23 protein-coding genes and 3 pseudogenes are annotated in these 26,328 nt (G+C 71.9%); 17 read left to right on the top strand and 9 right to left on the bottom strand.

Features of this window, described 5'->3' with window-relative positions:
• Positions 1 to 95: 95 nt before the first annotated feature.
• A pseudogene (locus AB0I79_RS52065) lies at positions 96 to 1,036 on the bottom strand (IS3 family transposase); the annotation flags it as partial.
• Between the two features lie 198 nt (positions 1,037 to 1,234).
• Here AB0I79_RS52065 and AB0I79_RS52060 point away from each other — a divergent pair.
• Both AB0I79_RS52060 and AB0I79_RS52055 read left to right on the top strand, forming a co-directional pair.
• Positions 1,235 to 2,326: an ATP-binding protein gene (locus AB0I79_RS52060; RefSeq protein WP_357890916.1), complete on the top strand. Its 1,092-nt coding sequence runs from the start codon at positions 1,235 to 1,237 to the stop codon at positions 2,324 to 2,326.
• A complete protein-coding gene (locus tag AB0I79_RS52055; protein WP_357890913.1) occupies positions 2,326 to 3,447 on the top strand; it encodes a TniQ family protein in 1,122 nt (373 codons plus the stop codon). The genes AB0I79_RS52060 and AB0I79_RS52055 overlap by 1 nt, the downstream gene beginning before the upstream one ends.
• Positions 3,448 to 3,824: 377 nt before the next feature.
• On the opposite strand, the gene AB0I79_RS52050 is transcribed toward AB0I79_RS52055, so the two are convergent.
• Positions 3,825 to 4,694 carry a LysR family transcriptional regulator gene (locus AB0I79_RS52050; protein ID WP_357890909.1) on the bottom strand — a complete coding sequence of 290 codons (870 nt, stop codon included), beginning with the start codon at positions 4,692 to 4,694 and terminating at the stop codon, positions 3,825 to 3,827.
• A gap of 96 nt (positions 4,695 to 4,790) precedes the next feature.
• Here AB0I79_RS52050 and AB0I79_RS52045 point away from each other — a divergent pair, with 96 nt between their 5' ends.
• The 6 genes and pseudogenes from AB0I79_RS52045 to AB0I79_RS52020 all read left to right on the top strand — a co-directional run bounded on the left by AB0I79_RS52045 (position 4,791) and on the right by AB0I79_RS52020 (position 7,772).
• Positions 4,791 to 5,732 (top strand): zinc-binding dehydrogenase, encoded by a 942-nt coding sequence (locus AB0I79_RS52045; RefSeq protein ID WP_357890906.1) that lies wholly within the window; start codon positions 4,791 to 4,793, stop codon positions 5,730 to 5,732.
• 318 nt (positions 5,733 to 6,050) lie between these two features.
• Positions 6,051 to 6,254 (top strand): annotated as a pseudogene (locus AB0I79_RS52040) (ISKra4 family transposase); the annotation flags it as partial.
• Positions 6,255 to 6,509: 255 nt separating this feature from the next.
• The gene (locus AB0I79_RS52035) at positions 6,510 to 6,671 is read left to right on the top strand and encodes a hypothetical protein (protein WP_357890904.1); all 162 of its coding nucleotides are present in this window, start codon (positions 6,510 to 6,512) and stop codon (positions 6,669 to 6,671) included.
• Positions 6,672 to 6,785: 114 nt separating this feature from the next.
• Positions 6,786 to 7,061, top strand: a pseudogene (locus AB0I79_RS52030) (metalloregulator ArsR/SmtB family transcription factor); the annotation flags it as partial.
• 12 nt (positions 7,062 to 7,073) lie between these two features.
• Positions 7,074 to 7,355, top strand: a complete 282-nt coding sequence (locus AB0I79_RS52025; RefSeq protein ID WP_357890901.1) for a hypothetical protein — start codon at positions 7,074 to 7,076, stop codon at positions 7,353 to 7,355.
• Positions 7,356 to 7,403: 48 nt separating this feature from the next.
• Positions 7,404 to 7,772 (top strand): phosphotransferase, encoded by a 369-nt coding sequence (locus AB0I79_RS52020; protein WP_357890898.1) that lies wholly within the window; start codon positions 7,404 to 7,406, stop codon positions 7,770 to 7,772.
• Positions 7,773 to 7,831: 59 nt separating this feature from the next.
• Here AB0I79_RS52020 and AB0I79_RS52015 read toward each other — a convergent pair whose 3' ends face one another.
• The 3 genes from AB0I79_RS52015 to AB0I79_RS52005 all read right to left on the bottom strand — a co-directional run bounded on the left by AB0I79_RS52015 (position 7,832) and on the right by AB0I79_RS52005 (position 9,855).
• Positions 7,832 to 8,236, bottom strand: coding sequence for a DUF5360 family protein (locus AB0I79_RS52015; protein WP_357890895.1), 405 nt, complete (start codon positions 8,234 to 8,236; stop codon positions 7,832 to 7,834).
• Positions 8,220 to 8,771, bottom strand: coding sequence for a TetR/AcrR family transcriptional regulator (locus AB0I79_RS52010; protein WP_357890891.1), 552 nt, complete (start codon positions 8,769 to 8,771; stop codon positions 8,220 to 8,222). The genes AB0I79_RS52015 and AB0I79_RS52010 overlap by 17 nt, the downstream gene beginning before the upstream one ends.
• Positions 8,772 to 8,853: 82 nt before the next feature.
• Complete coding sequence (locus AB0I79_RS52005) at positions 8,854 to 9,855, bottom strand: NADP-dependent oxidoreductase (protein ID WP_357890888.1); 1,002 nt, start codon at positions 9,853 to 9,855, stop codon at positions 8,854 to 8,856.
• Between the two features lie 97 nt (positions 9,856 to 9,952).
• Between AB0I79_RS52005 and AB0I79_RS52000 the strand changes: the two genes are divergently transcribed.
• From AB0I79_RS52000 to AB0I79_RS51985, 4 genes are all read left to right on the top strand, one after another.
• Positions 9,953 to 13,048: a BTAD domain-containing putative transcriptional regulator gene (locus AB0I79_RS52000; RefSeq protein WP_357890885.1), complete on the top strand. Its 3,096-nt coding sequence runs from the start codon at positions 9,953 to 9,955 to the stop codon at positions 13,046 to 13,048.
• A gap of 147 nt (positions 13,049 to 13,195) precedes the next feature.
• On the top strand, positions 13,196 to 14,122 hold the full coding sequence (locus AB0I79_RS51995; RefSeq protein ID WP_357890882.1) for a zinc-binding dehydrogenase: 927 nt from the start codon (positions 13,196 to 13,198) through the stop codon (positions 14,120 to 14,122).
• 331 nt (positions 14,123 to 14,453) lie between these two features.
• Complete coding sequence (locus tag AB0I79_RS51990; RefSeq protein ID WP_357890879.1) at positions 14,454 to 16,490, top strand: SpoIIE family protein phosphatase; 2,037 nt, start codon at positions 14,454 to 14,456, stop codon at positions 16,488 to 16,490.
• Positions 16,491 to 16,556: 66 nt separating this feature from the next.
• On the top strand, positions 16,557 to 17,357 hold the full coding sequence (locus AB0I79_RS51985) for a carbonic anhydrase (RefSeq protein WP_357890876.1): 801 nt from the start codon (positions 16,557 to 16,559) through the stop codon (positions 17,355 to 17,357).
• Between the two features lie 7 nt (positions 17,358 to 17,364).
• On the opposite strand, the gene AB0I79_RS51980 is transcribed toward AB0I79_RS51985, so the two are convergent.
• Positions 17,365 to 17,979 (bottom strand): TetR/AcrR family transcriptional regulator, encoded by a 615-nt coding sequence (locus tag AB0I79_RS51980; RefSeq protein WP_357890873.1) that lies wholly within the window; start codon positions 17,977 to 17,979, stop codon positions 17,365 to 17,367.
• 139 nt (positions 17,980 to 18,118) lie between these two features.
• Between AB0I79_RS51980 and AB0I79_RS51975 the strand changes: the two genes are divergently transcribed.
• The 3 genes from AB0I79_RS51975 to AB0I79_RS51965 all read left to right on the top strand — a co-directional run bounded on the left by AB0I79_RS51975 (position 18,119) and on the right by AB0I79_RS51965 (position 20,730).
• Complete coding sequence (locus tag AB0I79_RS51975) at positions 18,119 to 18,508, top strand: hypothetical protein (protein ID WP_357890870.1); 390 nt, start codon at positions 18,119 to 18,121, stop codon at positions 18,506 to 18,508.
• Between the two features lie 220 nt (positions 18,509 to 18,728).
• The gene (locus AB0I79_RS51970; protein ID WP_357890867.1) at positions 18,729 to 20,234 is read left to right on the top strand and encodes an alkaline phosphatase D family protein; all 1,506 of its coding nucleotides are present in this window, start codon (positions 18,729 to 18,731) and stop codon (positions 20,232 to 20,234) included.
• Positions 20,235 to 20,442: 208 nt separating this feature from the next.
• Entirely contained in the window at positions 20,443 to 20,730 is a 288-nt protein-coding gene (locus tag AB0I79_RS51965) for a DUF3040 domain-containing protein (RefSeq protein WP_357890864.1), read from the top strand.
• 88 nt (positions 20,731 to 20,818) lie between these two features.
• On the opposite strand, the gene AB0I79_RS51960 is transcribed toward AB0I79_RS51965, so the two are convergent.
• Both AB0I79_RS51960 and AB0I79_RS51955 read right to left on the bottom strand, forming a co-directional pair.
• Complete coding sequence (locus AB0I79_RS51960) at positions 20,819 to 22,582, bottom strand: ABC transporter ATP-binding protein (RefSeq protein ID WP_357890861.1); 1,764 nt, start codon at positions 22,580 to 22,582, stop codon at positions 20,819 to 20,821.
• Between the two features lie 25 nt (positions 22,583 to 22,607).
• Positions 22,608 to 24,377, bottom strand: a complete 1,770-nt coding sequence (locus tag AB0I79_RS51955) for an ABC transporter ATP-binding protein (protein ID WP_357890858.1) — start codon at positions 24,375 to 24,377, stop codon at positions 22,608 to 22,610.
• A gap of 292 nt (positions 24,378 to 24,669) precedes the next feature.
• On the opposite strand from AB0I79_RS51955, the gene AB0I79_RS51950 reads away from it, so the two are divergent.
• Positions 24,670 to 25,032, top strand: a complete 363-nt coding sequence (locus AB0I79_RS51950; RefSeq protein ID WP_357890855.1) for an STAS domain-containing protein — start codon at positions 24,670 to 24,672, stop codon at positions 25,030 to 25,032.
• 8 nt (positions 25,033 to 25,040) lie between these two features.
• On the opposite strand, the gene AB0I79_RS51945 is transcribed toward AB0I79_RS51950, so the two are convergent.
• Complete coding sequence (locus AB0I79_RS51945; protein ID WP_357890852.1) at positions 25,041 to 25,421, bottom strand: STAS domain-containing protein; 381 nt, start codon at positions 25,419 to 25,421, stop codon at positions 25,041 to 25,043.
• A 361-nt stretch (positions 25,422 to 25,782) separates the two neighbouring features.
• Between AB0I79_RS51945 and AB0I79_RS51940 the strand changes: the two genes are divergently transcribed.
• Positions 25,783 to 26,232, top strand: coding sequence for an ATP-binding protein (locus AB0I79_RS51940; protein WP_357890848.1), 450 nt, complete (start codon positions 25,783 to 25,785; stop codon positions 26,230 to 26,232).
• Positions 26,233 to 26,328 lie beyond the last annotated feature (96 nt).

Here is a 26,328-nt window from a genome sequence, read left to right as displayed (position 1 = left end):
CCTCCGCGCCCCTTCAGGCACCCGCTCCAGCTTGGTATTCCCGCCCATCGCACACCTCCGTGATCAAGGTGTTGCGACGACCGGTTGAATCCGCCCTGCGCCCCGTTGTCGCTGTGAAACACCGCGCCGTCCAGATGCCCACCGCGGGTGTGCGCCGCGGCCTGCAGCGCGTCGACGACGAGCTCGGTGCGCATGTGATCGGCGATCGACCAGCCCACCAGCCGACGCGACCACAAGTCCACCACGGTGGCCAGGTAGAGAAACCGGCCACCACCCACGGGCAGATAAGTGATGTCGCCGACGTAGCGGGTGTTCGGCCGCTCGGCGGTGAAGTCACGCTGGAGCAGATCCGGCACCGGCGCCGCGTCCGGCTCCGGGATCGTGGTGCGGACCTTCTTACGCAGCCGCAGCCCCACGATGCCGTGCTCGCGCATCACCCGCTCCACCCGCTTGTGGTTGACCTTCATCCCAGCCGCGCGCAACGCGGCCGTCACCCGGGGCGAGCCGTAGGTGCCGTCATGCTCGACATGGATCCGCCGCACCTGCCCGGCCAGTTGCTCATCGGCCTGGCGGCGGGCCAGCCGCGCCGCGGCGCCCTTCAACCATCGGTAGAAACCCGAGCGTGACACCTGCAGCACCCGGCACAACCGCTTCACTCCGTAGAGCGCCTTGTGATCTTCAACAAACTGGAAGCGGTTCACCAGTTTGTCTCGGTCGCGAAAAGCTTGGCCGCCTTGCGCAGGATGTCGCGCTCTTGCTCCAGCTCACGGATCCGCGCCCTGAGCTGCTTGTTCTCCTCTTGCAGCACGTCGTCCGAGGGTACGGGCCCGGCCGAGATGTTCTTGCCGGTCCCGGCCCCGCCGGCCGGTCGCTGCCCGCCTTCACCCCGAGCCTGCGCGGCGCGTACCCACACCCGCAGCGTCTCGCGGCTGACCCCCAGATCCCGCGCGATCGACGTGATCGTCCGATCCGGCCTCGACAGCACCAGCGCCACCGCGTCGGCCTTGAACTCGGGCGGGTAGTTCTTCATCACCATCAGGGACATCTCTTCCCCTGGACCTCAAGATCCAGTCTCCAAGGTGTCCACGTTCAAGGGGAAAGGCCCCCGGCTGCCTTCCCCTCAGCAGGATACGGACGCGGGCCAAGCACTCCCTGGACAGCAGGGCGCGGAGCAACCAGCGGACGTGACCGGCTTCGGGATCTTCGATGCTCACGCCGAAGCTGAAAGGTGGCTATGACGCACGCGCAGGCCGGCCTCGATATCGCATCCTGGCTGCAGGACGAAGTTCCGCCGGACCATCCGCTGACGACCAAGGAGGGATGGGGCGAGTTCGTCCGGCACAGCCTCGAGCCGCCAACGCTGCTCACACAGCAACAACTGCTCGCGCTGACGCCGGCACTGCAGGCGGCCGATGCCGCAGCACGGCGCAACTACCACGCGGATCTGCCGCTGGTGAACACCCCGATCATCAAGCAGTTGCTGAGCACCGGCAGGTTACTGATTCAGCTGAACCGCAAGCAGATCTCCGCCCGCTGCGGATGCATCGTCAGCGGCGCCTCAGGCACCGGCAAGACCACCGCGCTCACCCAGCTTGGCCGCGCGCACGAACTCGCGATCCGCAACCGCTATCCGCAGGATGGCCACCGGCTCCCGGTCATCTATGTCACGGTTCCGATGGCCTCGACCCCGCGGATGCTCGCGGTCGAGTTCGCCCGCTTCTTCGGCCTGGAGTTCTCCGCCCGAGCCAACCTGACCGACATCGTCAACGCGGTCTGCCACCTGGCCGCCCACACTCATGTCGACCTTGTGCTCGTGGACGAAATCCACAACATCTCGCTCGCGACCCGCTCCGGCGCGGAGACCTCTGACCAACTGAAGTACTTCGCCGAGCGCATCCGCGCCACCTTCTTCCTGGCCGGCGTCGAGGTCGAAGCCCAAGGTTTGTTCGCCGGGCCACGCGGCCGGCAGATCGCCGGACGTTTCACCGTCATCCCCTCCACTCAGTTCGCCTACGGCACCGTCCAGCAGCGTGAGGACTGGAAAGCCCTGGTGGCCACCATGGAGACGATGCTGCGGCTCCGTGAGCACGGCCCCGGCACCCTGGCGAACATGGCCGAGAACCTCTACCAGCGCAGCGGCGGCGCGATCGGTAGTCTCTCCCAGCTGATCCGCGGCGCTGCGGTCCTGGCGATCGAGCACGGCACCGAACGGATCACCGACAACCTCCTGGACCTGGTCCCGGTCGACTTCGCCGCACACACCGCCTACACCACAGCCAAGACCCGTGCAGCCAAGCCGCGCACCGCCGACGCCGAGGCAGTGTGATGCTCCGGCGCCTGCCGATCACGGCCCCACCCGCCACCGGCGAAACCATCAAGTCCTTCCTGCAGCGGCTGGCCACCCTCAACGGCATCGACTACCCCGAGCTTTGGGGCTGGGTCAGCGAACCCGAGACCATCGGCAAAGCCCGCCGGATCATCGTCGGGCCGCGCCTGGCCGACCTCACCGGCTATCCCGCCGACCGGCTCGGCCAAGCCCTGCCCGAACTCCGCAAGGGCCTGGACTGGCAACTCCTGCGTGACGTTCCGCAACACTCCTGCCCGAAGTGCGCCGCCCGCCATCCCGGCGGCCAGGTCATGCGGTTGTTCGCCCTCCATCACTATGCCTGCCGCCGCCACGGCTACTGGATCGGACCGCCCGACGTCGGCGAGGGGCCCTGCCTGCCACACCTGCACGAACTCCCCGAAATCCTGCAGGCCCAACGCCGGCACAACCGGCTCGTCCGCGAGCGCGGCCCGATCCCCGCGTTCGACGGGATCATCCACGCCTTCCGCATCCTCGCAGGACTCTGGCGCGGCGGCCCCGAAGAAACCTACGGCACCAGTCAATGGTGGCAATGGGACCGCCGACTCGACGTGCTCATCCCCAAACAGCAATCCGCAGCCCTGTTCAGCCACTCCCGCTGCTACGCCGCGATCTATCCGGAAGCCGTCACCATCGCCAGCCTGCTCGCCTCACCGTTCTGGCGAACGAAAGCCACCTTCCCCTTCGGCGACCCCGACACCGACGACCGCTGGGACTTCACCGAGGAGTTCGGACGACGGCTCGGCATCGAGGAGTACTACCCCGAAAACCCACAGCACCCCGTCCACCTCTGGGCCGACCACCACGCAACCCTGCCCCCGATACGCCCGGCCAAAGTCTTCCCCGACCGTCGCCGCCTCTCCTCAGACGGCACCGCCAAGACCGACCGGCGCGCCATCGACAGCCACCACAAATCAGCTGTGATCTTCGCCAAGCGCCGCTACGCCGCCAACGCCCTCACCTACCACCACCACACCATGGCCCCGGTCATCGACACCTACATGGACCGGCCCGGCCCCTATGCCCGCCAACGCATGCGCCTCGCCGCCGATGCCTCCCACCACTCCGAAATGGAAGAGTAGGTCCGGACGAATCCAGGCCGCGCCGCGGCGGTGCTCGTCCCCGCCCGTGAGGCGTTCGCCGGCGGGGCTGAACGTGGCGGCCGTCGTCGCGGCGGTCATCGCGGCCGGCGCCGCGATCCTGGCGCTCCGCCAGCTCCGTCACATCCCGCCCACCGGCTGAAAGGCAGGCGCGTCAGGGCCAGCCGTCGGCGTGAACGTCGACCGTGTGCGTGAGCTGCTCGCACGTCCCGAGATCACCTACCTGATCGCGGAGCGGGACGGGCGGCTGGTCGGTTCCGTGTCCTGGCTCATACGGGTGTGGTCGGGCGGCGACCATCTCGGCGCAGGACGGGGAGCACGGCCATGGGGTGGGGGAACGGCCGATGCGCGAGTCTCGTTCACCCGGCCACGCCCTTCATCGCTCGCAACTCGCCGAGCAGATCGCGGATGATCGCCGATCTGGCCAGCTCCGGCGTGGTCACATACCCCACGCGGCGCTGCGGCGCACCGTCGCCGAGCTCGGCCGTCGCGACCTTGGCGGGCGCGCCCACTGTGGACAGCCGGGGCACGATCGCCGCACCGAGTCCGTGACCCACCATCGACATCACCACCCCGTCGTCCTCGACGGTGATGTCGCCGGGTGGAATCCACTCCTGCCGCGCCAGCCAGCGCCGGGTCTCACCCGCGCAGTTCTCATGCCAACCGATCATGGGCAGCGACCGCGGATCCGGATGCCCTTCCGGATGAGCCAGCAGGTACGGCTCCGCGTACAGTTCCTTCGTCACCAGCCCGTCCACGTACACCGGCAGCGCGGCCACCCCCACATCGGCGCGCCCGTCCGCCACCTCTCCCGCGATCCCCCGCCCCAGATCAGGCACGACCCGTACAGTCACCGTCACCGCCGGATACCGCTGCCCGAACCGCACCAGCACCCTGGGCAGCAGGTGGAAGGCCGCACTGCGAAAGGCCGCCACCCGGATCGTCCCCGTGACCTCGCCTCGCGCGGCGGCATGGGTGTCGGCCTTCATGACCTCGATCATCCTCAAGATGCGCCGAGCGTGCCCGACGGCGGCATCACCGGCGGACGTGGCCCGGGCACCGCCCCGCCCTCGCTGGAAGAGCACGGCGCCCATCTTCTTCTCCGCCGCGCGCAAGGCATGCGAGACCGCTGACTGCGTCAGCCCCAGCCGTACCCCGGCCGCCGACACGCTGCCTTCGCCGTCCACCGCCACCAGGACGCGCAGCTCGGCCACACTCAGGTCATCCACGAGAGCGACAACGTATGAAAAATCCTCATACATTCCGCCTCATCCACAAATCCAACCCGCTACCTGCGCAATCGCGCGGCTTCTAGCGTCTACGGCATGAGAGCAATGGTCGCAGAACGCCTCGGCGCACCCGATGTCCTGACCCCCGCCCACCTCCCCGACCCGGTGCCGGGCCCCGGCCAGATCCTCATCGACGTCGAGGCTGCCGGCCTCAACTTCGCCGACGCCGAACGCCTGCGAGGCGCCTACTCGCCGCCGCGATTGCCGTTCATCCCCGGCAGCGAGGTTGTCGGCCGCGACCCGGACGGCCGCCGCATGCTCGCCTTCGCCGACAGCGCCTTCGCCACGAAGGCGCTGGTGAAGGATCCGGTCGAGATCCCCGAAGACCTTCCCGCGGGCGCTGCGCTCGCCCTCTTGGTCCAGGGTTTGACCGCCTGGCACCTTCTGCGGACGGCCGCGCGGATCCTCCCCGGCGAAACCGTCGTCGTCAACGCCGCGGCAGGAGGCGTCGGCCACCTGGCGATCCAGCTGGCCAAGGAGTTCGGCGCCGGACGGGTCATCGGCACCGCCTCCACTCCCGCAAAACGCGCCCTGGTTCTCCGGCTCGGCGCCGACGCCGTCATCGACGGCGAGGCCGACGGCTACGCCGAGCGCGTCGGCGAAGCCAACGGCGGCGTCCTCGCCGACGTGATCCTCGACGCCGTCGGCGGCCCCGTCTTCGACGCGGCTGCTCTTGCGCTGGCCCCGTTCGGCCGCCTGATCGCCTACGGCACTTCCGGCGGGATCGACGCCGCCCCCATCGACCCCGGGATCCTCAGCGAGCGGAACATCACCGTCGGCGGCTACTGGCTGGGCGCCCACCTGCGCCTCCCCGGCAGCCGTGCCGCGGCGCCGCTCCACGACCTGATCGCCTTGGCCGCCTCGGGACGCGTCCGCCCGTCGGTGGGCGCCGAGTATCCCCTCGACGAGGCAGCGACCGCCCTCACCGCCCTGATCACCCGCCACACGACCGGCAAGGTCGTCCTTCGCATGGCGTGAAGATCTTCTACGGCGAAAGCCCGTTGTTCGCCTGCTTCCGGGTGACGAAGGGTGCCAGCTTTGATTGCGGGTTTGACATGCGTAAATATGGGTCTGACTTCTGTTGGGACATAGTTCTGAGCGCGACCGTGCTCCGAGAGCTCCCGGGGATAACTGGAGTATCTCTGGCGCGCCGCTCGCTGCCTGCACACCGCCGACGACCCGGCCGCCGAGCAACGCGTCGCCGGCTGGGCACTGGCCCTGCTGGCCGGCCGCCTCGAGGAGGTGATCACCGACCTGAAGGCCCGGACGACCAGCCGAGGTGATGGTCTCGCCGTCGCAGCCCGCTACCTGACCAGCCACCGCGCGTTCCTGCGCTATGACCAGGCGCTGGAGCAGGGCTGGCCGATCGCCACCAGCGTCGTGGAGGGAAGCGCCCGCTACCTGATCGGCGACCGCCTGGACATCACCGGCGCCCGCTGGGGACTGGCCGGAGCCGAGGCCATCTTGAAGCTCCGCGCCCTGATCGCCAACAACGACCTCGATGAGTACTGGACCTTCCACGTCGACCGCGAGAATCAGCGCGTCCACCACCACCGCCACCAGGACGAATACACCCTCAGCGCCTGATCGAATCAGCCACTACGGAAGAGCTACACCCTCCACCTCTGGGCCGACCACCACGCAACCCAGCCCCCGATACGCCCGGCCAAAGTCTTCCCCGACCGTCGCCGCCTCTCCTCAGACGGCACCGCCAAGACCGACCGGCGCGCCATCGACAGCCACCACAAATCAGCTGTGATCTTCGCCAAGCGCCGCTACGCCGCCAACGCCCTCACCTACCACCACCACACCATGGCCCCGGTCATCGACACCTACATGGACCGGCCCGGCCCCTATGCCCGCCAACGCATGCGCCTCGCCGCCGACGCCTCCCACCACTCCGAAATGGAAGAGTAGGTCCGGACGAATCCAGGCCGACGGTTCGGTCCTACTCTTCAACCTCCAGCTCGCCATCTTGCGCCTCGGAATTCTTCGCTCGGACCGGACACCGAGGAGTACGCGAGCTGGTTCAAGGCACTGGCCGACGCCACGCGCATTCAGATCGTGTCCTTGCTGGCGCGGCGCCGGGCGCCGATGAGCGTGGGCGAGATCGTGGCCGCGTCCGGGGTGGGCCAGTCCACCGTCTCGCACCACCTGAAGATCCTGGCCGAGGTGCGGTTCGTGCTGGCCGAGAAGCAGGGCACCTCCAGCCTGTACCGGATCAACGAGAACTGCGTGAGCTGCTTCCCCACCGCCGCCGACGTGGTCATGGGCAACCCCGTGCCCGCGGCGCCCACCTGCGGATGAAGGAGCTGAGCCATGGCGCACGATGAGGTCATCGACCACTACTCCGCCCTGGCCCGCGCCGCGGGCGCCGGTCGGGCCGTCACCGGCTGCGGGCGGCACGCGTTCGAGCTGCGCCATCCCCAGGTGGGGCCGCTGGAACTGCACTACGAGAAGCTGCTCGTACCCGACGCCAGGGGCCAGCACCTCGTCATGCTCAGCGCCGACCCCGGCAGCCCGAGCGCCGAAGCGCTCACCCTCCTGGCCTCCTTGCAGCCGGGGGCGGCGGGGCCGGTCCAAGACGCTGCGGCGCGGTGAACCCCCCGATCGGCGACGGGGCCGGCAAGCGAGAGGAGGCCGTTGGTCGTGAGCGATGCCGGGCGCATCGATGGTGAGGTGATCGCGTGCTTGCTGTCCCAACGCGTGACAGGGTACGAGCTGCTGGCCGGGTTCGCGGCCAACACGGTCGCCGCGGTGACCCTGGCGTCCGGGGCGCGCGTTGTCTTCAAGGCCGCCGCCGCGCGTGAGGTCGAGGTGGAGTTGTGGGCCCTGCGGTCCATGGCTGCGAGAGGCGTTCCGGTGCCCGAGGTCGTCGCCGGGGCGCCGGACGCGGAGATCCCGTACCTGGTGACGCGACTTCTCGCAGGCGAGCCGGGGAGTCGCGACGCGCAAGGCGGCGTCCGCAGTGGGACGGCTGCTGCGTGCCATCGACAACATTCCGCCGGATCCGCGTGACGTGGGAGTGCAACGCCCGTCGCGCGCCGTCCGGTCCACCCGGCCGGTGTCCGTCGCTGCTACGAGGCGGCGATGGTCGGCCGGGACCGCGTGAGACAGACGATGGCGGGGATCGGGAAGAGCATGAGGTAGAGGTTCGGCAGCCACCACACCAGCGAGAAGTCGCCCCGCAGTGTCCAGAACGCGATCGCCATCAAGCCGGACGCCATGGTCAGCACGAGCGAGACCAGCATCAGCCCCGGCCCCGACGGCGAGCCTCGGCGCAGGAGGTAGAGGCTGACCAGCCCGGTGGCGCTGGCCGGCAGGTCGATCCAGAGGAACGACCAGTTCCAGTCGGCCATCACCGGGTCGGAGTAGCCGTTGAACGCCCATTCGGGCGGGATCAGCCCCAGCCCCGTGACGGTGAAGTAGACGACGAACGCCACATCCGTGGCCAGCATCAACGCCTTAGTGACGGGTAGCACGGTCGATCTCCTCCATCAGGTAGCGCCTGGTCTGCTCGTGCAGCGCCGGGTCCGGTTCGCCGAGCCCGAGGAGCCTGGCCGCCCACCAGCCGTCGATGGCCAGCCGTACCGCCGTCGCCACGGCCGGGTCGATGCCGTCGTCGGTCAGCCTGGCCTGCCAGCCGGCGAACCTCTCTCTCAGCGGCGCCAGCCCCGCCGGGTCCACGAGCACCGCGGCCAGCAGGGCGGCGGTCGCCCGGTCGGCCGGAGTCCTGGCCGTGGTGTGGTGTTCGGGGATCGTGGCGTTCAGGTAGGCGCGCAGGAAGCCGCCCGGCTCGCTGCCCGTCTCGGCCAGTGCCTGGTCGAAGGCTCCGGTCAGCCGCTCGACCATGGCGGCGACCAGGGCTTGTTTGGTGGGGAAGTGGTAGAACAAGCCGCCCCTCGACACGCCCGCCCGCCGGGCCACCGCTTCCAGGGTCAGGGCTTCGGCCCCCTCGGACAGCAGGACCTCGGCCGCGGCGTCGAGCAGTCGTTCTTTCGAGCTGGGTCGTGGCATGGGGAAACTATACCGGCTGACCGGTACAGTTTGCCCCATGTGCCCGCGGGTCACTGCGCTGTCAAGGGCAACCAGGTGCCTGTCAGAGCTTGACCAGCATCTTCCCGACGTTGCCGCCCCGCATCATGTCCAGGAACGCGGCGGGCGCCCGCTCGATCCCCTCGGCCACGGTCAGCTCGGTGTGCAGGGAGCCGTCCGCCAGCCAGCCGGCCGCCTTGGCGATCCATTCAGGGAAGAGGTGGAAGTAGGAGTTGATCAGCATGCCGCGCAGGGTGGCGTCCTTGGCGGCCAGGGTGAACAGGTTGCTCGGGCCGGGCACCGGCTCGGTGGCGTTGTAGGAGCTGATCGCGCCGACCATCGCGATCCTGCCGCCGTGACGCAGCGCGTCGATGGCCGCCACCAGGTGGTCGCCGCCGACGTGGTCGACGTAGACGTCGATGCCGTCAGGGGCGACCTCGGCCAGCTGCCCGGCGACCGAACCGGCACGGTAGTCGATCGCGGCGTCGTAGCCGAAGTCCCGCACGAGCCTCTTGGCCTTCAGCGTCCCGCCCGCGGAGCCGATCACGCGGGAGGCGCCGAGCTTGCGGGCGAGCTGCCCGGCGATGGTGCCGACCGCCCCGGCAGCCGCCGAGACGAGGACCACGTCACCCTCCCGTACGGGCGCCACGTGCGTCAGAGCCGCGTAGGCGGTCAGCCCCGTGGTGCCCAGCACGCCCAGCCACGCCTGCGCGGGAGCCAGCGTGAGATCGGCGAGGGTGGCGGCCGCGGCGTCCACCACGGCGTACTCGCGCCAGCCCAGGAAGTGCACGACGGTCGCGCCCACCGGGATCCCGGCCGCCCGCGAGGCCACGACCTCGCCGATCGCCGAGCCGTCCAGGGGCCGGCCGAGCTGGAACGGCGGCAGGTAGGACTCGGCATCGTGCATCCGCTCGCGCATGTAGGGATCGACCGACATCCAGGTGTTGCGCACCAGGACCTGGCCCTCGGCCAGGTCGGGCAGCGCGGTGGTGACCAGCGTGAAGTTCTCCGCGCCGGGCTCGCCGACGGGGCGGGCGGCCAGGTGGATCTCACGGTTCACGGTCATGGTGGTGCTCCTTGCTCGTGGTGCTCTCTGCTTGGGCTCCACCGTGGACCGGGGCGCGCACGATCCGCTGGGGGTTCGCTGCGGGTACGGTGACCTGGTGCGATTCGGTGTACTTGGCCCCCTTTCTGTGTGGACCGGCGACGGGCGGCTCGTGCGGGTCCCCGAGGTGAAGGTCCGGGCGCTGCTCGCCGACCTGCTGGCCCACGAGGGGCGTCCGGTGTCGGCCGACCGCCTGGCCGAGGACCTGTGGGGGGACGACCCGCCGGGCAACCCCGTCAACACGCTGCAGACCAAGGTGTCCCAGCTGCGCCGCGCCCTGGAGCAGGCCGAGCCGGGAGGCCGCGAGCTGGTGACCTACCAGGCGGCGGGCTACGTGCTGCGCGCCGCCGACGTGGACGCCGCCCGTTTCGCCGCCCTGCTCGACCAGGCCCGCGCCGCCACCGATCCGCGGGCCAGGGCCGGGCTGCTGTCGGACGCCCTGGCACTGTGGCGCGGCCCGGCCTACGCCGACTTCGCCGACGAGGAGTTCGCCCGCATCGCGGCCACCCGTCTGGAGGAGCAGCGCCTGACCGCGCTGGAGGAACAGGCGGAGGTGCGGCTGGAACTGGGCGAGCACAGCCTGATGGCCGACGAGCTGGGCGAGCTGGTGGCCGCGCACCCGCTGCGCGAGCGCCTGCGCGCCGCCCACCTGCGCGCGCTCTACCGGTCCGGACGGCAGGCGGAGGCGCTGGCCGGGTACGACGACCTGCGGCGCCGGCTGGCCGGCGAGCTGGGCCTCGACCCCGGGCCCGAGCTGGCCGCCCTCCACCAGGCGATGCTGCGCCAGGACCCCTCGCTCGCACCCCCGCGCCCGCGCACGAACCTGCCCGCCCCCCTCACCGAACTGATCGGCCGCGAGCAGGCCGTGGCCGAGGTCGGCGCCCTGCTCGGCGCGGCCCGGCTGGTCACGCTGACCGGTCCGGGCGGCGTCGGCAAGACCAGGCTCGCCCTGGCGGTCGCCGGCCTGGCCGCCGACGCCTTTCCCGACGGGGTGTGGCTGGTCGAGCTGGCGGGAGCCTCGGGTGAGACGGCGACGGTGGCCGAGGTGGTGGCCGCCGGGCTGGACGTGCGCGACGACACGGCGACCGGTTCGCGTCCCGGCGTGCGCCCGGCCGGACTGGCGCACCGGCTCGCCGACGCCCTGCGCGGCCGGCGGCTGCTGCTCGTGCTGGACAACTGCGAGCACGTCGTCGAACCGGTCGCCGAGCTGGTGGACCTGCTCCTGCGGGCCGCCCCGGACCTGCGCGTGCTGGCCACCAGCCAGGAGTCGCTGGCGATCCCCGGGGAGACGCTGTACGCGGTGCCGCCGCTCGCGCTTCCGGTGCCCGGGACGGACCCGGCGCGGGCCGCCTCCGTGCAGCTCTTCGTGGCCCGTGCCGCGGCCACCGCGCCCGGTTTCGTGCTGGACGAGGGCAGCGCGCCCTCGGTGGCGGCGATCTGCCGGAGGCTGGACGGTCTGCCGCTGGCGCTGGAGCTGGCCGCCGCCCGGGTACGCACGCTGGGCGTCCGCGGCGTGGCCGACCGGCTGGACGACCGCTTCCACCTGCTCACCGTCTCGGGCCGGGGACGGCCCGCCCGCCAGCAGACCCTGCGCGCGGTGATCGACTGGAGCTGGGAGCAGCTCACCGAGCAGCAGCGGCAGATCCTGCTCCGGCTGGCCGTCCACCCGGGAGGCTGCACGCTGGAGGCGGCCGAGGCGGTGTGCGCGGGCCCGGGACTAGACCCAGGAGCGGACGTCGCCGACTTGCTGGACCAGCTGGTGGCCAGGTCGATGGTGGAGTCATCCGGCGGGATCCGCTACCGGCTGCTGGAGTCGATCGCCGCGTACTGTCTCGACCGGCTCGCCGGCGACGACCCGGTCTTCCAGCGCCGCGACCTCTACTACACCGAGCTGGCCGAACGGGCCGGACCCCACCTCCACGGCCCCGCCCAGCGCCAGTGGCTGGACCGCCTGGACACCGAGGCGCCCAACCTGCGGGCCACACTGGAGCACACCACCGACCCCGCGCTGGCCCTGCGCCTGGTCGACGCCCTGGCGTGGTACTGGTACCTGCGGGGCAGGCACCGCGAGGGCCGCGCTTCCCTCGCCGCGGCCCTGGCGCTGCCCGGCGCGCAGTGCTCCAGGACGGCGGCGTGGGAGACCGGGTTCGCCATGCTGACCGGCGACGGCACCGACCTGCTGCGGCGCAGCCGTACCGCGGCGCGGGCGCTGGACACCCGCGACGCACGGTCACGCTGGTTCCTCGCGCTCGCTCACCTGAGCTTCGGGGACGCCGCCACCGCCGAGGGCCTGCTGACGGAGGCGCTGGCCGGGTTCCGCGCCGCCGGCGACCGCTGGGGCGAGGCGGCGGCGCTGGCGAGCCGCGCCAAGCAGGCGATGTTCCAGGGCGACCACGCCCTCGCCGAGCGGTCCGGCAGCCGGAGCCTGGCGAGCTTCGAAGAGCTGGGCGACGGCTGGGGGCGGCTGCAGGCCTCCGACATGCTCGGCTACCTCGCCGAGATCACCGGCGACTACGAGCGCGCCGCCCGCCTGCACCGCGAGGGCCTGCGCATCGCCGAGGACCTGAGGTTGTGGACCGACGCGTCCTACCGGCTGTCCAGCCTCGGCCGGCTCGCCCTGCTGACTGGGGATCTGGACGGATCCCGGGAACTGCACGAGCGGGGCAGGCGCCTGGCGGCCGAGCAGTCCAACAGCTTCGCCGAGGAGTTCGCCCGCGTCGGCCTCGGCCTCGTGGCCCGCCGCGCCGGCGACCTCGACACGGCGGAGCAGCTCTTCCAGCAGTCGCTGGCCTGGAACCGCCGCCTGGAGGCCGACTACGGCCTGCCCTTCTACGGGGTGACGCTGCTGCTGGCTGAGCTCGGCTTCATCGCCGAACAGCGCGGCGACCTCGCCACGGCCAGGTCGCTGCACGAGGAGGGGCTGGCCGCGGCCCGCGAGGTCGGGGATCCGCGCGCCGTCGCGCTGGCCAGGGAGGGCCTGGCCGGGGTCGCGGCGGCCGAGGGGGCCTACGAGGAGGCGGCGGCCCTGCTGGGCGAGGCCGCCGCGCTCAGGGAGTCGGTCGGCGCGCCCCTGCCGCCCGCCGAACGCGGCGACATCAACAGGATCGCCGCCGCCGTCCGCGCGGCGCTGGGCGAGGAGGCGCCCCTGCGCTGACGCCCAGCGGAACGCGGCTGCCTCGACCGGGTCGCGGCCGCCGTCCGCGCGGTGCCGGGCGAGGTGGAGGCCCTGCGCTGACCCCCAGCCGATCGTGCGCGCGTTGCGTCAGGGTCGTCCCCGTCACCCACCGACGGAGGAGCAACGATGCGAGCCCTGACCTTCAACCCGGACCTCTCCTTCGAGGTCGTGCCCGACCCGGTGCCCACGCCCTCCCAGGCGCTGGTACGGGTCGCGGCCTTCTCGCTCAACTTCGGGGAGATCGCCTTCAGGGGCCCGGACGCCCGGCCAGGCCACGTCCCCGGATGGGACGCCGCCGGGGTGGTCGTCCGGCCCGCCGCTGACGGCTCCGGCCCCGCCGCCGGCGCCCGCGTGGTCACCTTCGGCTGGTCGGGAGCCTGGGCGGAGCTGCGCGCCGTGGACACCGCCGAGCTGGCCGTCGTGCCCGGGACCGTCGACCTGGGGCAGGCCGGCGCACTGCCGGTCGCCGGGGTCACGGCGCTGCAGGCGGTCCGCCGGCTCGGCCCGGTGGCGGGCCGCCGGGTCCTGGTCACCGGCGCGTCCGGGGGCGTCGGCCGGTTCGCCGTACAGCTCGCCGCCCGCGCGGGAGCGCGGGTCGTCGCCTCCGCCGGCAGCCCCGCCCGCGCGGCCGGACTGCGTGAGCTGGGCGCCGCCGAGATCGTCATCGGCCCGGAGAACCTGGCGGGCCGGGTGTACGGCGTGCTGGACAACGTGGGCGGGCGGCAGCTCGCGCAGGCGTTCTACCGCCTGGAGGACGACGGAGTGGCGCTGGCCATCGGACGGGCGGCCCGCGAGGCCACGGTCATCGACTTCGAGCTGGCGGGCACCCGATCGGCGCGGGGCCGGATCGAGAACTTCAACGTGACCACGCCGTTCGGCGACGACCTCGCTCACCTCGTCGGGCTGCTGGCGGCCGGCGAGCTGGACGTGCGGGTCGGCTGGCGCGGGCCGTGGGACAGGGCGATGGAGGCCGCCGAGGCCCTGCTCGCCCGCCGCGTCGCCGGAAAGGCGGTCCTGGACGTACGCGGGGGTAATGCGGGCGAGGACGCCTGAGCGACTGCCGCGAGCGCCCGGCAACAGGGCCCCCGCCGGGCCGGGCGCGGCGGCAGGCGCACGGGGACGCCGCCGCCGATCAGCGCCACACCAACGCCGAATTCGATGACGTCGCCTGGCATGAGAGCTCCGTCAACAGCGCGCCGTGCCGTCGTCGTGACGGAGCCGGCCGGCACCGGATGGAGACGCCCGCGGGCAGGCCGGACACCGCCTGGCTTCATCCCGGGTCACGCCCGCGCCACCCTCCGGGAGCGGGTCGGGCATGCCGAGTTCATGGCCTGCCGTCCATGGGTAGGGCTGAGGGTGCTTGTGACCCTCGGGGGAGGTCACGATGGAGGTCACAGATCGCGGGGGCAGCAACCTCTCGTTCGAGGTGCTGGACCCGGCGCCGGTGGGGATGGCGGTGACGCGGGGGCCGGATCACCGGCTGGTCTACAGCAATGCCATGTACCGGTCGCAGGTCAGTGGTCCCCGGGGCGGGATGCCCGTCGAGGAGGCGTTCGCCGCCTTCGTGCTGCCGCACTACCGATCCTGGTTCGACCAGGTGTACGCCACGGGCGAGCCGGTCATCAGGACCGCCGAGGAGGCGATGCCGATCCCCGGCGCCCGGGAGCCGGGGGAGCGGTTCTTCACCTTCAGCCTGTCGCGGGTCGCCTTCGGCGCCGGCGAGCACGGCGTGCTCGTGATGTTGATGGACGTGACCGAGCAGGTCACCGCCGCGCACCAGGTGACGGCCGTCGCCGAGGAACGCCGCCGCATCCTGCGGCGCTACGAGAGCCTGATGCGCCTCAGCGCGGACATCTTCTGGGTGACCAGCGGGGACGGGTACGTGTCCGAGCCGAGCCCGAGCTGGGAACGGGTGACCGGGCAGCAGTGGGCGGACTACCGCGGGCAGCGCTGGCTGCGGACGGTCCACCCCGACGACCGCCCCGCCACGATCACCTCCTGGTCGCACGCGGTCGGCGGCGCCACCGCGATGTGGGAGCACATCTACCGGCTGCGCACCCGCGACGGCTACCGGCACTTCCAGCTCCGCGCGGTGCCGATCTGCGAGAACGGCCAGGTCGTGGAGTGGGTGGGCAGCTCCGTCGACATCGAGCAGCAGTGGCAGGAGCAGCGGCGCCAGCGCCTGCTCGACCGCGCCGCCATCGCCACGGCGCAGCTGCGGAGCCTGGAGGAGATGCTCGGCGCGCTGGCCGACGTGATCGTGCCGGAGCTGGCCGACGGCTGCGGCGTCTATCTCGTCACCGACCTGACCGGCGACCGGCACGGCGGCGCCCCGTTCATCATCGAGCGGCTGGCCACCGCCGCACGCCCGGGCTCGAGGCGGCTGCCGCCTTACAGCGAGGAGCAGCTCCCCGCAAGCAACGCCTTCGTACAGGCCGTGCGGGGCAGGCGGCCCCTGCTGATGACGTTCCCCGTCGGCTCGCCCCCGCCGCAGGCCGTCCCCAGGGGCACACTGCCGTGGCTGAAGGCGAACGACGCCAACGGTGTCCTGATCCTCCCGGTCGTGGTCGACGGCGCGGTTCCCGCGGTGGTCTGCGCGGTGACGTGCGGCGACCGCCCGGCGATCAGCCGGGACACCATCACCCTGCTGAACCGCATGTTCGATCACGCCCACGACGCCCTGAGCAGGGCCATCCGCTTCCAGCGCGCGCAACAGATCGCGCTCGCCCTGCAGTACAGCCTGCTCGCCGACCCGCCGAGCCTGCCTGATCTGCGGATCGTCGCCCGCTACCGGGCCAGCCCGTCCGCGGCGGACGTGGGCGGCGACTGGTACGACTCCTTCGTCCTGCCCGACGGTGTCCCTGCGCTGGTGATCGGGGACGTGTCCGGCCACGACCTGAGCGCCGCCGTCGCGATGAGCCAGCTGCGCAACATGTTGCGCGCGCTGGCGATGGATCGCCGCGAACCGCCGGGCGAGATCCTCACCAGGCTGAACGTCGCGATGGAGTCGCTGTCGGGCGACGTCACCGCCACGTGCGTGTTCGCCCGCGTGGAGAGGTTCGACGACGCTTACCGGCTGTGGTACGCCTCGGCCGGGCATCCGCCGCCGCTGCTGGTCTCGCCCGACGGCGGGGGCCGGTTCCTCGAGGGCGGCCTCAGCCCGCTGCTCGGCTTCCCCCATACCGAGCCGCGCGTCTCGGAGGTGGAGCCGCTGCCGCCGGGCAGCACGCTCCTGCTGTACACCGACGGTCTCGTCGAGCGGCCGGGCGAACATCTCGACGACGGCCTGGAGCGGTTGCGCCGCCTGGCCGAGTCGGTCGCCGACGAGCCGGTGGACAGGTTCTGTGACTCGGTGCTGGCCGGGCTTCCGGCCAGCGGGCTGGACGACATCGCCGTGATGGCGCTCCGCCTGCCCGCGTGAGCTTCGCCGACGACCTTGTGCCGCCTTGACCGAACACATAGCGTGTCTTCGTCCACACTGTACGTAGTGAAGAATCGCGGTGGAGAGATGCGGCACCATGGCGGCGGAACGCGGGCGGCGGACGGCCCGGAGCGGCGAGCGCTGCTCGCGGGAGCGGCGTCCCTGGCAGCGGCCTGCCTGGCCGGCTGCTCATCGGCCGATACGAACCAGCCACGCCAGGCGGGGCCCGCACCCGCCGCGGCACCGCCGCCCCGTACGCCGGAGGCCGCCTACGAACGGCTGATGGCGGGCAACGGGCGCTGGGTGACCAACGCGCTGCGGCACCCGGATCGCGACCCCACCCGCCGGCAGTTGCTGGCCGCCAGCCAGCAACCCTACGGGGCGGTGCTGTCCTGCATCGATTCCCGCGTGCCGCCCGAGCTCGTGTTCGACACCGGCCTGGGCGACCTGTTCGTCATGCGCAGCGGCGGGGCGGCGCTCGGGCCCGTGATCACCGGCTCCGTCGAGTACGGGCCGATGACCAGCGGAACCCCGTTGATCGTGGTCCTCGGCCACCAGCGGTGCGGCGCGGTCTCCGCCGCCTACCAGGCCCTGCGGGACGGCAGGCCGCTGCCGGGCAACCTTCAGGCGATCACGGAGGCTCTGCGCCCGGCGTACGAGCAGGTGTCGGAAGAGCGCCATGCCGACCCCGCCGACTCGATGGCCAGAGCGCAGGTGAAGCTGACGGCGAACGCCCTGCGCGACAACCAAGACCTCGCGCCGCTGGTGGCCAAGGGGGCCCTGGCCGTGGTCGGCGCGTACTACTCCCTGGACACGGGCGAGGTCGAGACCCTGAACGGCGCACCGGCCCGAACCGGCTCTCAGTGAGGCGGTCTCATGCGTAGAGCCCGGCGATCTCGCCGAGCAGCTGGTCACGCGCCACCTGGGGGGCGGCGACGCCGGTGAGGACGTAGGCGGCCAGTCCTTCGGCCAGGGCCACCAGGGCCAGGGCGGTGCCGTCCGGCCGCACGTCGCCGCGGATGCGGCCGGCCTCCTGATCCTTGCGGATGAGCTGCGCCAACTGGTGGTGGAACCCGGCATACAGGACGCGCAGCCGGGCCGCGATGCTCTCCTCGGCGAAGCCGAGCGCGTGAAAGGACTGGCGTACGCGCATGTGGGCTTCGGTGGCGGCGTCGTACGGGATGAGCTCGGTCAGCACGGTGGTGAGCACCAGCCGGGGGTCGGCGGCGTCGAGGTCGGAGCCGGTCTTCTGCCTGATGCGCCCGCTGGACAGCTCGTTGCCGCGCTCGAAGGCGGCCTCGATGAGCTGGTGTTTGGCGGGGAAGTAGTGCTGCACCCGGCCCGGTGAGATGCCGGCCTGCTCGGCGACGGTGGTCAGCGACACGGCGGCCAGGCCGCGTTCGGCGACGATGGCGAGCACGGCGTCGGCGATCTCGTTGCGCCGCTGCTCATGGTGCACCCCCGGCCCGCGAGTACGTCTGCCTGCCACGTAGCCGCCTTCCCGATGCGCTCACACTGGATTGGTTCGTCCAGTGTAGCGGGGGCGCGTAAGGGGCCGGCCTGGCATGCTGTAGATCGTCCCGGGCCTGCAACATGCGCCCCGTCCGACGTCTGCCTTGGAGCGTCGCATGACCGAGTCGCGACCCGGTGTTCTGCTGCCTCGCGGTGTTGCGGTGTTACGTCTTCTCAACTGGGCACAGGCGGGCTTCTGGGCCCTGTCGCTCGTCCAGCCGTTTCTGGGGATCACCGCACTGGGTGAAGAGTTGTGGCATCTGTTTCCGCCGCTCGGCATCATGTCGTTGGCGCTGGCGCTCTCCTTCGGTTCGGCCGCGGGATTCGCCTCGTCGGGCCGCACGTGGGTGTGGAACCTCGGGCTCGTGGCGAGCGGGTGCGGGCTGCTGTACGCCCTGCTCCTCGCATCCGGCATGCAGAGAGCGACGATGGGCGCCACCGCCCTCGCGGCGCTGCTCACGTTCGGGCTGTCGCTGCACGCCGGCACGAGGTCGTGGTTCCGCTGACCGTGGCAGCCCGGGAGCACGCCGTCAGTCTCCAAGGAGGTCGGCCCTCCTCGTGAGCACCCCCGCACCTTCCGGCGCGCTGGCATCGGATTGCAAGGCCGAGCCGGCCGTCCGGGGCGAGGCGGGGTGACGTCGGCCTGGGGAGTGTCCGCGTCTGTTCTTTCCCAGCGGCTGGCGTGTCCCCGTCCGGGCGGGCGCCGGGGGCGGCGATCATGCTGGTGTGTTGAGCAGGAGGTCATTCCTGGCGGCGGGGCTCTCCTCGGGCCTGCCGTCCCTGGTGCCGGCGGCGCCCTTCGGCGAGCCGTTCACCCTGGGCGTCGCCAGCGGCGACCCGGACCCGGGCGGGTTCGTGCTGTGGACCCGCCTGGCGCCGGCGCCGCTGGCGGAAGACGGGCTCGGCGGCATGCCGGAGGCTCCCGTGCCGGTGCACTGGCAGGTTTCCACCGACCCCGAGGGCAAGAAGGTCGTCCGCCGCGGCACGCAGGAAGCGGTACGGGAGTGGGCGCACACCGTCCACGTCGAGGTCACGGGGCTGCGGCCGGGCAGGCCGTACTGGTACCGCTTCAAGGCGGGCGCGCACCTGTCGCCGACCGGGCGCGCGCTGACCACGCCCGCGCCGGGCACGACGGCGCGCCCGTTGCGCCTGGCCGTCTGCTCCTGCGCCAACTACCAGCACGGCTACTTCACCGCCTACGCCGCGATCGCGTCCGAGCAGCCCGATCTCGTCCTCAACCTGGGTGACTACATCTACGAGCAGGGCAGCGACCAGCAGCTCGAACCGGGCGGCAACGTCCGCGACCACCAGGGGGCGGAAGCGGTGACCCTGGCGGACTACCGGCGCAGGCACGCCCTGTACAAGACCGACCCCGACCTGCGGGCCGCCCACGCCGCCGCGCCGTGGGTGGCCGTCTTGGACGACCACGAGGTGCTCAACAACTGGACGAGCCTCATCCCCGCCGAACGCCGCCGCGTCGCCTTCCGCGCCTACTACGAGCACATGCCGCTGCGGCAGGGCGCCCGCCCCGGCGGCACGGCCGTCCAGCTCTACCGGCGCCTGCGCTGGGGCGACCTCGCCGCCCTGCACGTGCTCGACACCCGGCAGTACCGCGACCCGCACCTGTGCGGCGCCGGCTACAGCAACTGCCCGCTCCCGGCGGGGCCGAGCCGCACGATGCTCGGCCTGGACCAGGAACAGTGGCTCCTGGACGGCCTGCGCCGGTCCCGGGCGCGCTGGGACCTCATCGGCCAGCAGGTCTTCTTCGGGCAGCGCGACCGCGACCCGGGCCTCGACCGGCTGGTCCGGCAGGATGCCTGGGACGGCTACACCGCCGCCCGCCTGCGCGTCACCGAGGGCTGGATCCAGGCCGGAGCCCGCAACGTCGCCGTCCTCACCGGCGACGTGCACGCCCACTGGGCGGGGAACCTCGTCCTCGACTACGACGATCCGGCCTCCCGCCCGATCGGCGCCGAGTTCGCCGTCACCTCCATCACCAGCGGCGGCGACGGCCACGACATCGACCAGGCCGCGGACCCGCTCCTGGCGGCCAACCCGCACCTGAAGCTGCACCTTCGCCATCGCGGCTACCTCATGCTCCGGGTCACCCCGAGTGACCTGACCGCCGACTTCAAGATCCTCCGTTACGTCAGCAGGCCGGGCGCGCCGGCGGAGAAGGCGGCCACGCTCACCCTGCGCGATCGCGGCCAGGGCCTGTCAGGCCCCGCCTGACAGACCCGAGGCGCCGGGGACCGCCCAGGTGCTGTCAGCGATCAGCAAGGGCTCATGGTCGCATCACATGTTCGTTGCAGTGTGCAAGGTTTTCTTGGCATGCCGGGCGTATCTGGATGAAATGGGACGCTGGCGCAGGACGTGGGGGAAGCAGGTGGCGTCCCGGGCGGGGGACGTGGTGGGCTGCGAGCGATCGGGGGAGTGCGGCATGGGACTTTCGCGTGAGGAGCGCCGGGCGCTGGCGGAGCTGGAAAGCCGCCTCGTCCGGGAGGAGCCCGAACTCGACGCCATGCTCTCCGGCGCGCTGGGCTCCGGGACGGAGCCGCTCCCGGCCACGGCAGGGAGCCGCTCGCTGCTGCACGTCTGGTGCATGCTCGTGATGCTGACCTGCGCGGTGCTCATGATCGGCATCGTGCTGCTCATCGCGGGGGAGCGGAGCTGCACGGGATTACAGTCCAGTACGTGCCAGCGGCCTGCTGGTACGCACGAAGGGTAGAGCGCGCCAGGCCGGGCGAACCGGCCCCGACGCTCGCCGGCAGCCGCGACCTGGACGCGCTGCCCACCACGTACGCGGCCAGGTGACACTACCCGGCCGGCGTTCCCTCCGGGGTGAGCTGCCAGCCGCGGGCGCGGACGCGCTCGTTCCAGAAGCGGGCGTAGGTGCCGCCGGCGGCGAGCAGGGTGCCGTGGTCGCCGTGCTCGGTGATCCGGCCCTGGTCGAGGACGAGGATGCGGTCGGCGGCGACCACCGTGGACAGGCGGTGGGCGACGACGATGACGGTGCGGTCGCGGGCCAGCTCGGCGATGGCGCCGGCGACGGCGGCCTCGTTGGCCGGGTCGAGCGCGGCGGTCGCCTCGTCCAGCAGCACGATGGGGGCATCCTTGAGCAGGGCGCGGGCGATGGAGACGCGCTGCTTCTCGCCGCCGGACAGGGTGGAGCCGGCCTCGCCGACGCGGGTGTGCCAGCCCTGCGGGAGGCGTTCGACGACCTCGTCGAGGCGGGCGATGCGGGCCACCCGGTCGAGGTCGGCGTCGGTGGCGTCAGGGGCGGCCATGCGCAGGTTGTCGGCGATGGTGCCCTCGAACAGGTAGACGTCCTGGAAGACCTGCGCGGTCAGCCGGGAGACGCCGGCGCTGCCGAGCTCGCGGACGTCCCGGCCGCCGATGCGGATCGTGCCTTCTGTGACGTCGAAGAAGCGGCCGAGCAGTTTCAGCAGCGTGCTCTTGCCCGCGCCGGACGGGCCCACGACGGCGGTGAAGCTGCCGGCGGGGATCGTCGCATCGATGCCGTCGAGGACGGCCGGGCCGCCGTCGTAGCCGAAGCGCACGCCGCGCAGCTCGATGCCGGTGCCGGCCGGTTCGGCGGGGGTGATCGGTTCGGGCAGCGGCGGCACCGCCAGCAGCGCGCGTACGCGGCCGATCGCGTCGGCGTTGACCTGCACGGTGCCGGCCAGCTCGCCGAGCTGGGAGATCGGGTCGAGCATGCGGAGGGTGACGATCATCAGGCCGATCATGACGGCGATGGTCATGGTGCCCTGCAGAGTGAAGACGACCGTGAGGGCGATGACGGCGGTGACGACCAGTTGCAGGGCGCCGAAGAACGCGATCAGGCCCCAGGCTCCCCGGACGGTGAGCCGTGACTGGGAGCCCTGCTGGCGGACCAGGGATTCCTCCAGGGTGCCGAGCTCGGGTCGGTCGAGCACGCCGTAGGCGCGCAGGGTCGGTTGCTGGCGGGCGTACTCGACGATACGGGAGGCGCTGACGCCGATGTCGTGCTCGTAGTCGTCGTCGTTGCGCCGCACGATGACCATGAGCAGGCGCAGGGCCAGTGCGCACAGCACCGCGCCGGCGGCGAAGGCCAGGCCGATCCGCCAGTCGAGCAGGAAGCTGCCGATGATCACGGTGGTGGGGGCGGTGATGCCGACGACGACGTGGCGCAGCAGGTGGGCGGGGATGTTGGCGACGTCCATCGTGCCCTTGCCGAGCATCCGCCCGATCGGCCCGGTGCGGTCGCCGCGGAACCAGCCGATCGGCAGCGTGGCCAGGTGGTTGCCGAGGCGTGTGTGGAAGCCGGTCAGCACGTCCGTGCCGACGACGTAGCCCAGGGACGTGCTCCACGCCAGCAGCACGTGGTGGGCGGCGACCGCGGCGGCGATCGCGCCCGCCCAGATCCAGAAGCGGCCCCAGTCGACCGGCGCGGTGGTGAGGGCGGCCACGAGCGGGGCCACGAGCAGGAAGCCCAGCCCCTGCAGCACGCCCTGCCCGGCCTGGGCGGCGAGCATGACGCGCAGGTGGCGGCGCCCGCGTCCGTCGAGCAGCTCGGACAGGTATCGGATCATGGCGATCATCAGCGGGCCTCCAGGCTCTGTGCGGTCATCGGCCGGTCTCCAGCCCCTGCGCGCTGCCTTCGCGGGCGCGCTGGTCGTGCTCCCACAGCCGGGCGTACAGGCCCTGGCGGGCCAGCAACTCCTCGTGCCGCCCTTGCTCGGCGACGCGGCCCTCGTCGAGCACGACGATCCGGTCGGCCCCGCGGATCGTGCTCAGCCGGTGCGCGATGACCAGCACGGTACGGCCGCGGGCGACCTCGCTCAGCGCGTCCTGGATGCGGGCCTCGTTCTCCGGGTCCGCGCTCGCGGTCGCCTCGTCCAGGACGAGGACCGGCCGGTCGGCGAGGATCGCGCGGGCGATGCACACCCGCTGCCGCTCGCCCCCGGACAGCTCCGCGTCCTGGCCGGCCACCGAGTCCAGGCCACGGGGCAGCGCGTCGAGGCGGTCGAGGATCTGCGCCTTGGCCGCCGCCGCGCGTACGTCGGCGTCGCAGGCGTCCGGGCGGGCCAGGCGGATGTTGTCGCGGACGCTCATGCGCAGCAGCGCCGAGTCCTGGAAGACGAAGGCCACGTGCCGGTACAGCTCGGCGGGGTCGAGATCGCGCAGGTCGACGCCGTGCAGCTCGACCGAGCCCTGCTGCGGGTCGTCGAAACGGGGCAGCAGCTTGGCCAGGGTGGACTTGCCGGACCCGGACGGGCCGACCAACGCGGTGACCGTGCCCCGTTCGAGATCGAGGTCGACGCCGTCGAGCGCGACGGTGTCACCGTAGACGAAGCGCACCCCGCGCATCCGCACCACCGGACCGGGAGCGGCGGGGTCGGGCACGATCGGGCTCGCCGGGACGGGCAGCTCGGGGGCGGCGAGCACCTCGCCGATGCCGCGCGCCACGCTCAGCGCCGTGACCAGCGGATGGATCGACATCATGACCGTCATCAGCCCCGCGGTGGTGACCGTCCCGAACACCAGGAACGCGATGAAGCTCGCCGGCGGCAGCCATCCGGCGGCGGTGAGCGCGCCGCCCGCGCCCACCATGATGACGAGCACGCTCGGTGGTGACAGCAGGATCTCCGAGATGACCGAGGCTCTGGTGGTCGCCTTGGCCCAGTCGAGGAAGAAGCGGGCGAAATTCCGGGACACGTCCTGGAAGCGGCGGCTGGCCACGCCCGGGGTGCCGAAGGCTTTGACGACGCCGATGCCGTTGACGAACTCGACCGCGGCCCCGCTCAGCCGGGTCAGCCATGCCATGAACTCCGGGTACTTCGTCCCGGCCCCAGCCATGGCACGCTGGTACACGATCAGCCCGGCGACCAGCGGCACCAGGCTGATCACCGCCATCCGCCAGTCCACGGCGAGCAGGTAGCCGACCGCGACCACCACGGGGACGGCGGCGGCCGTCACCTCCACCACGGAGTGGGCGATGAGCTGGTGCAGCGCGGCGACGTCGTCCTCGACCGTCTTCTTCACGATGCCGGAGTTGCGGTCGGTGAACCAGCCCAGCGGCAGCCTGCGCAGCTTGCCCAGCAGCTCCCGCCGGATCCTGAACGACACCCGGATGTCGGCCAGGTGCGTCAGCACGCCCGCGCCGAACGTACCGAGCTGCTTGACGGCCAGGGCGACGAGCGTGACCACGATGATCGGCCACACGTCCGATTCCCCCTGCAGCAGCCGCCGGCTGATCTCGACCACCGCGATCAGCGGCGCCATCCCGGCGAGCGCGCTGACCGCGGTCAGGACCCCGCAACCGATCAAGGTGGCACGGGCGGGAGCCAGCACCGACGGCGCCCGTCGCGCCGATGAGACCGTGGAAGCAGACATGCGCCACCCTTCGCCGGACGTGGCCAGGATCGGCCATGTCCGGCAAATGATAATCATTGTCGCATGCTGGTGTAACCCCTGAACTTCGGGACGGTGAGCGCGTCGCCGCGGGGACGGGGGGCGGCGCCGTGCCGGGTGCTGGAACTTGGCCGCACCGCCACACCTTGCTTACCCCGGCAGCCCGGAGGAGGAACGGCGCCGGGCGAAGGGTAGCGCGGGGATGTTGTCGGATATCGCCGCCCCTGCCGGCAGACGTGGGCAGGGCGGCGCGAGCTTGGGGATGGCCGGCGCCATGACGGACCTCTTCATCGACGTCCAGCTCCTGCCGGACTGTCATGTGGTGCATCTGGACGGAGAGCTCGACCGCACGACCCAGCAGCCGCTGGCCCAGACGTTCGACCAGTTGCTGCAGGCGGACACCCCGAAGATCGTGGTGGACGTGTCAGGCCTGGCGTTCTGCGATTCCGGCGGCTTGTGGACGCTCATCAGCAGCCAGCGCCAGGCCGAGGAACGCGGCGGGGGACTGCGGCTGATCGGCGTGCACGGGGCCCTGGCGCGGCTGCTGACCATCACCCAGCTGGTACATCTGTTCCCGCCCTACCGCAGCCTGGCCGAGGCCACGAGCTGGGCCGGCTCGGGTGGTGGCCCCAGGTGAGCACGAGGTCAGCGGGGTGGAGCCGGAGCCGGATCGGGCCCCTGCGGATCGGCCGCGCCCCCCTGCGGACGCAGCCGCTGCTCCGGGTCGAGCTGCCAGCTGAGCAGGGTCAGCAGCTCGAGAACGGAGGCCGGCGCGTTCACCAGGGCCAGCGCGCGTGGCGGCGGCAGACCGGCAGCCGTTCGGACGATGAGCTGCAGGCCGGCGGCGTCGATGAAGGTAAGCTCGGACAGATCAAGGTGGATGTCGGCCTTGCTGATGCGCACAGCCCAGGCCAGCGAGCGGGCCAGCACAGGCCGGCTGGCACGGTCGATGTCGCCGCGCACGCGCAGGCCGAAGGGGTGCACCATGGGTAGCACGTCAGCAGCGCCGTCGGTTCGGTCGGTCATCGCACTCCACGCCACGAGGGGCTGTCTCAGGGCAGAGCCGAGCCACGCCCCATGCCCCGGCACGGCAGGGCATGGGCGCACGCAACGTACGAAGGCGCCGCGAGAAGATCGCCGAAAGCAGGAGCGCCCGGCGCGCCGCGCGAGCGTTCAGCGGCGGCACATCGGGCAGGGAGGAGAGCGGATGTCGGGCGATCAACCTTTCTCGCCAGGCGCCGGTCAGCACACCGCGTCGGCCGCGGCTGATCTGCCCGGGGGCACCATGGGTGTGCCCGGCTCGGTTCGCTTACTCGGTCACCTCACCCTCTGCCCTCACTCGTACGCTTTACGCCATCCCCCTTCCGCTCCAGGGGTGAGGTAGCCCATGCACGCACCCATCCGCCTGCACTGCCCCATCACCTACGACCTGGCGCTCATCCGGGACCTCATCCGGGTCTACGCCCGCCATGCGAAACTGCCCGGCGCCCGGGTGGATCACCTGGTGCTCGCGGTCAACGAGGCCGTCACCAACGTCCTCGACCACGGCGGGGGTGGCGGCACCGTGACCGCCTACACCAGCCCCACCAGCATCACCGTGGAGATCTGCGACAGCGCCGGCCGGCTGCGCCCCGAGCACCTCGCCACCGTCGAGCGCCTGCCCTCGCCCCCCGCCGACGCCGAGCAGCTGAGCCTGTGGCTGATCCACCGCCTGTGCGACGAGGTCAGCCTCGACCACCCGCACGGCCACAGCCGGCTACGGCTGCGCCTGGACCTGCCCCTGAGCACCTACCTGCGCCCATGGCGGGGCGACGGCTCCTCCGCGGCGGCCGGCTGACCCGCGAGAGCCCACCACTCGACCGCGAGAGGCCGCCGATCCGGAAAGAGATCGCGGCGGCCCTGGCCGTCGTGCTCCCGTCATACCTACACTTGC

Source organism: Nonomuraea sp. NPDC050202 (genome assembly GCF_040656115.1).
In the GTDB taxonomy this organism is placed as follows: Bacteria; Actinomycetota; Actinomycetes; order Streptosporangiales; family Streptosporangiaceae; genus Nonomuraea.
The sequence above is the reverse complement of the archived record's forward strand: the minus strand, read 5'-3'. Positions and strand labels throughout refer to the sequence as shown.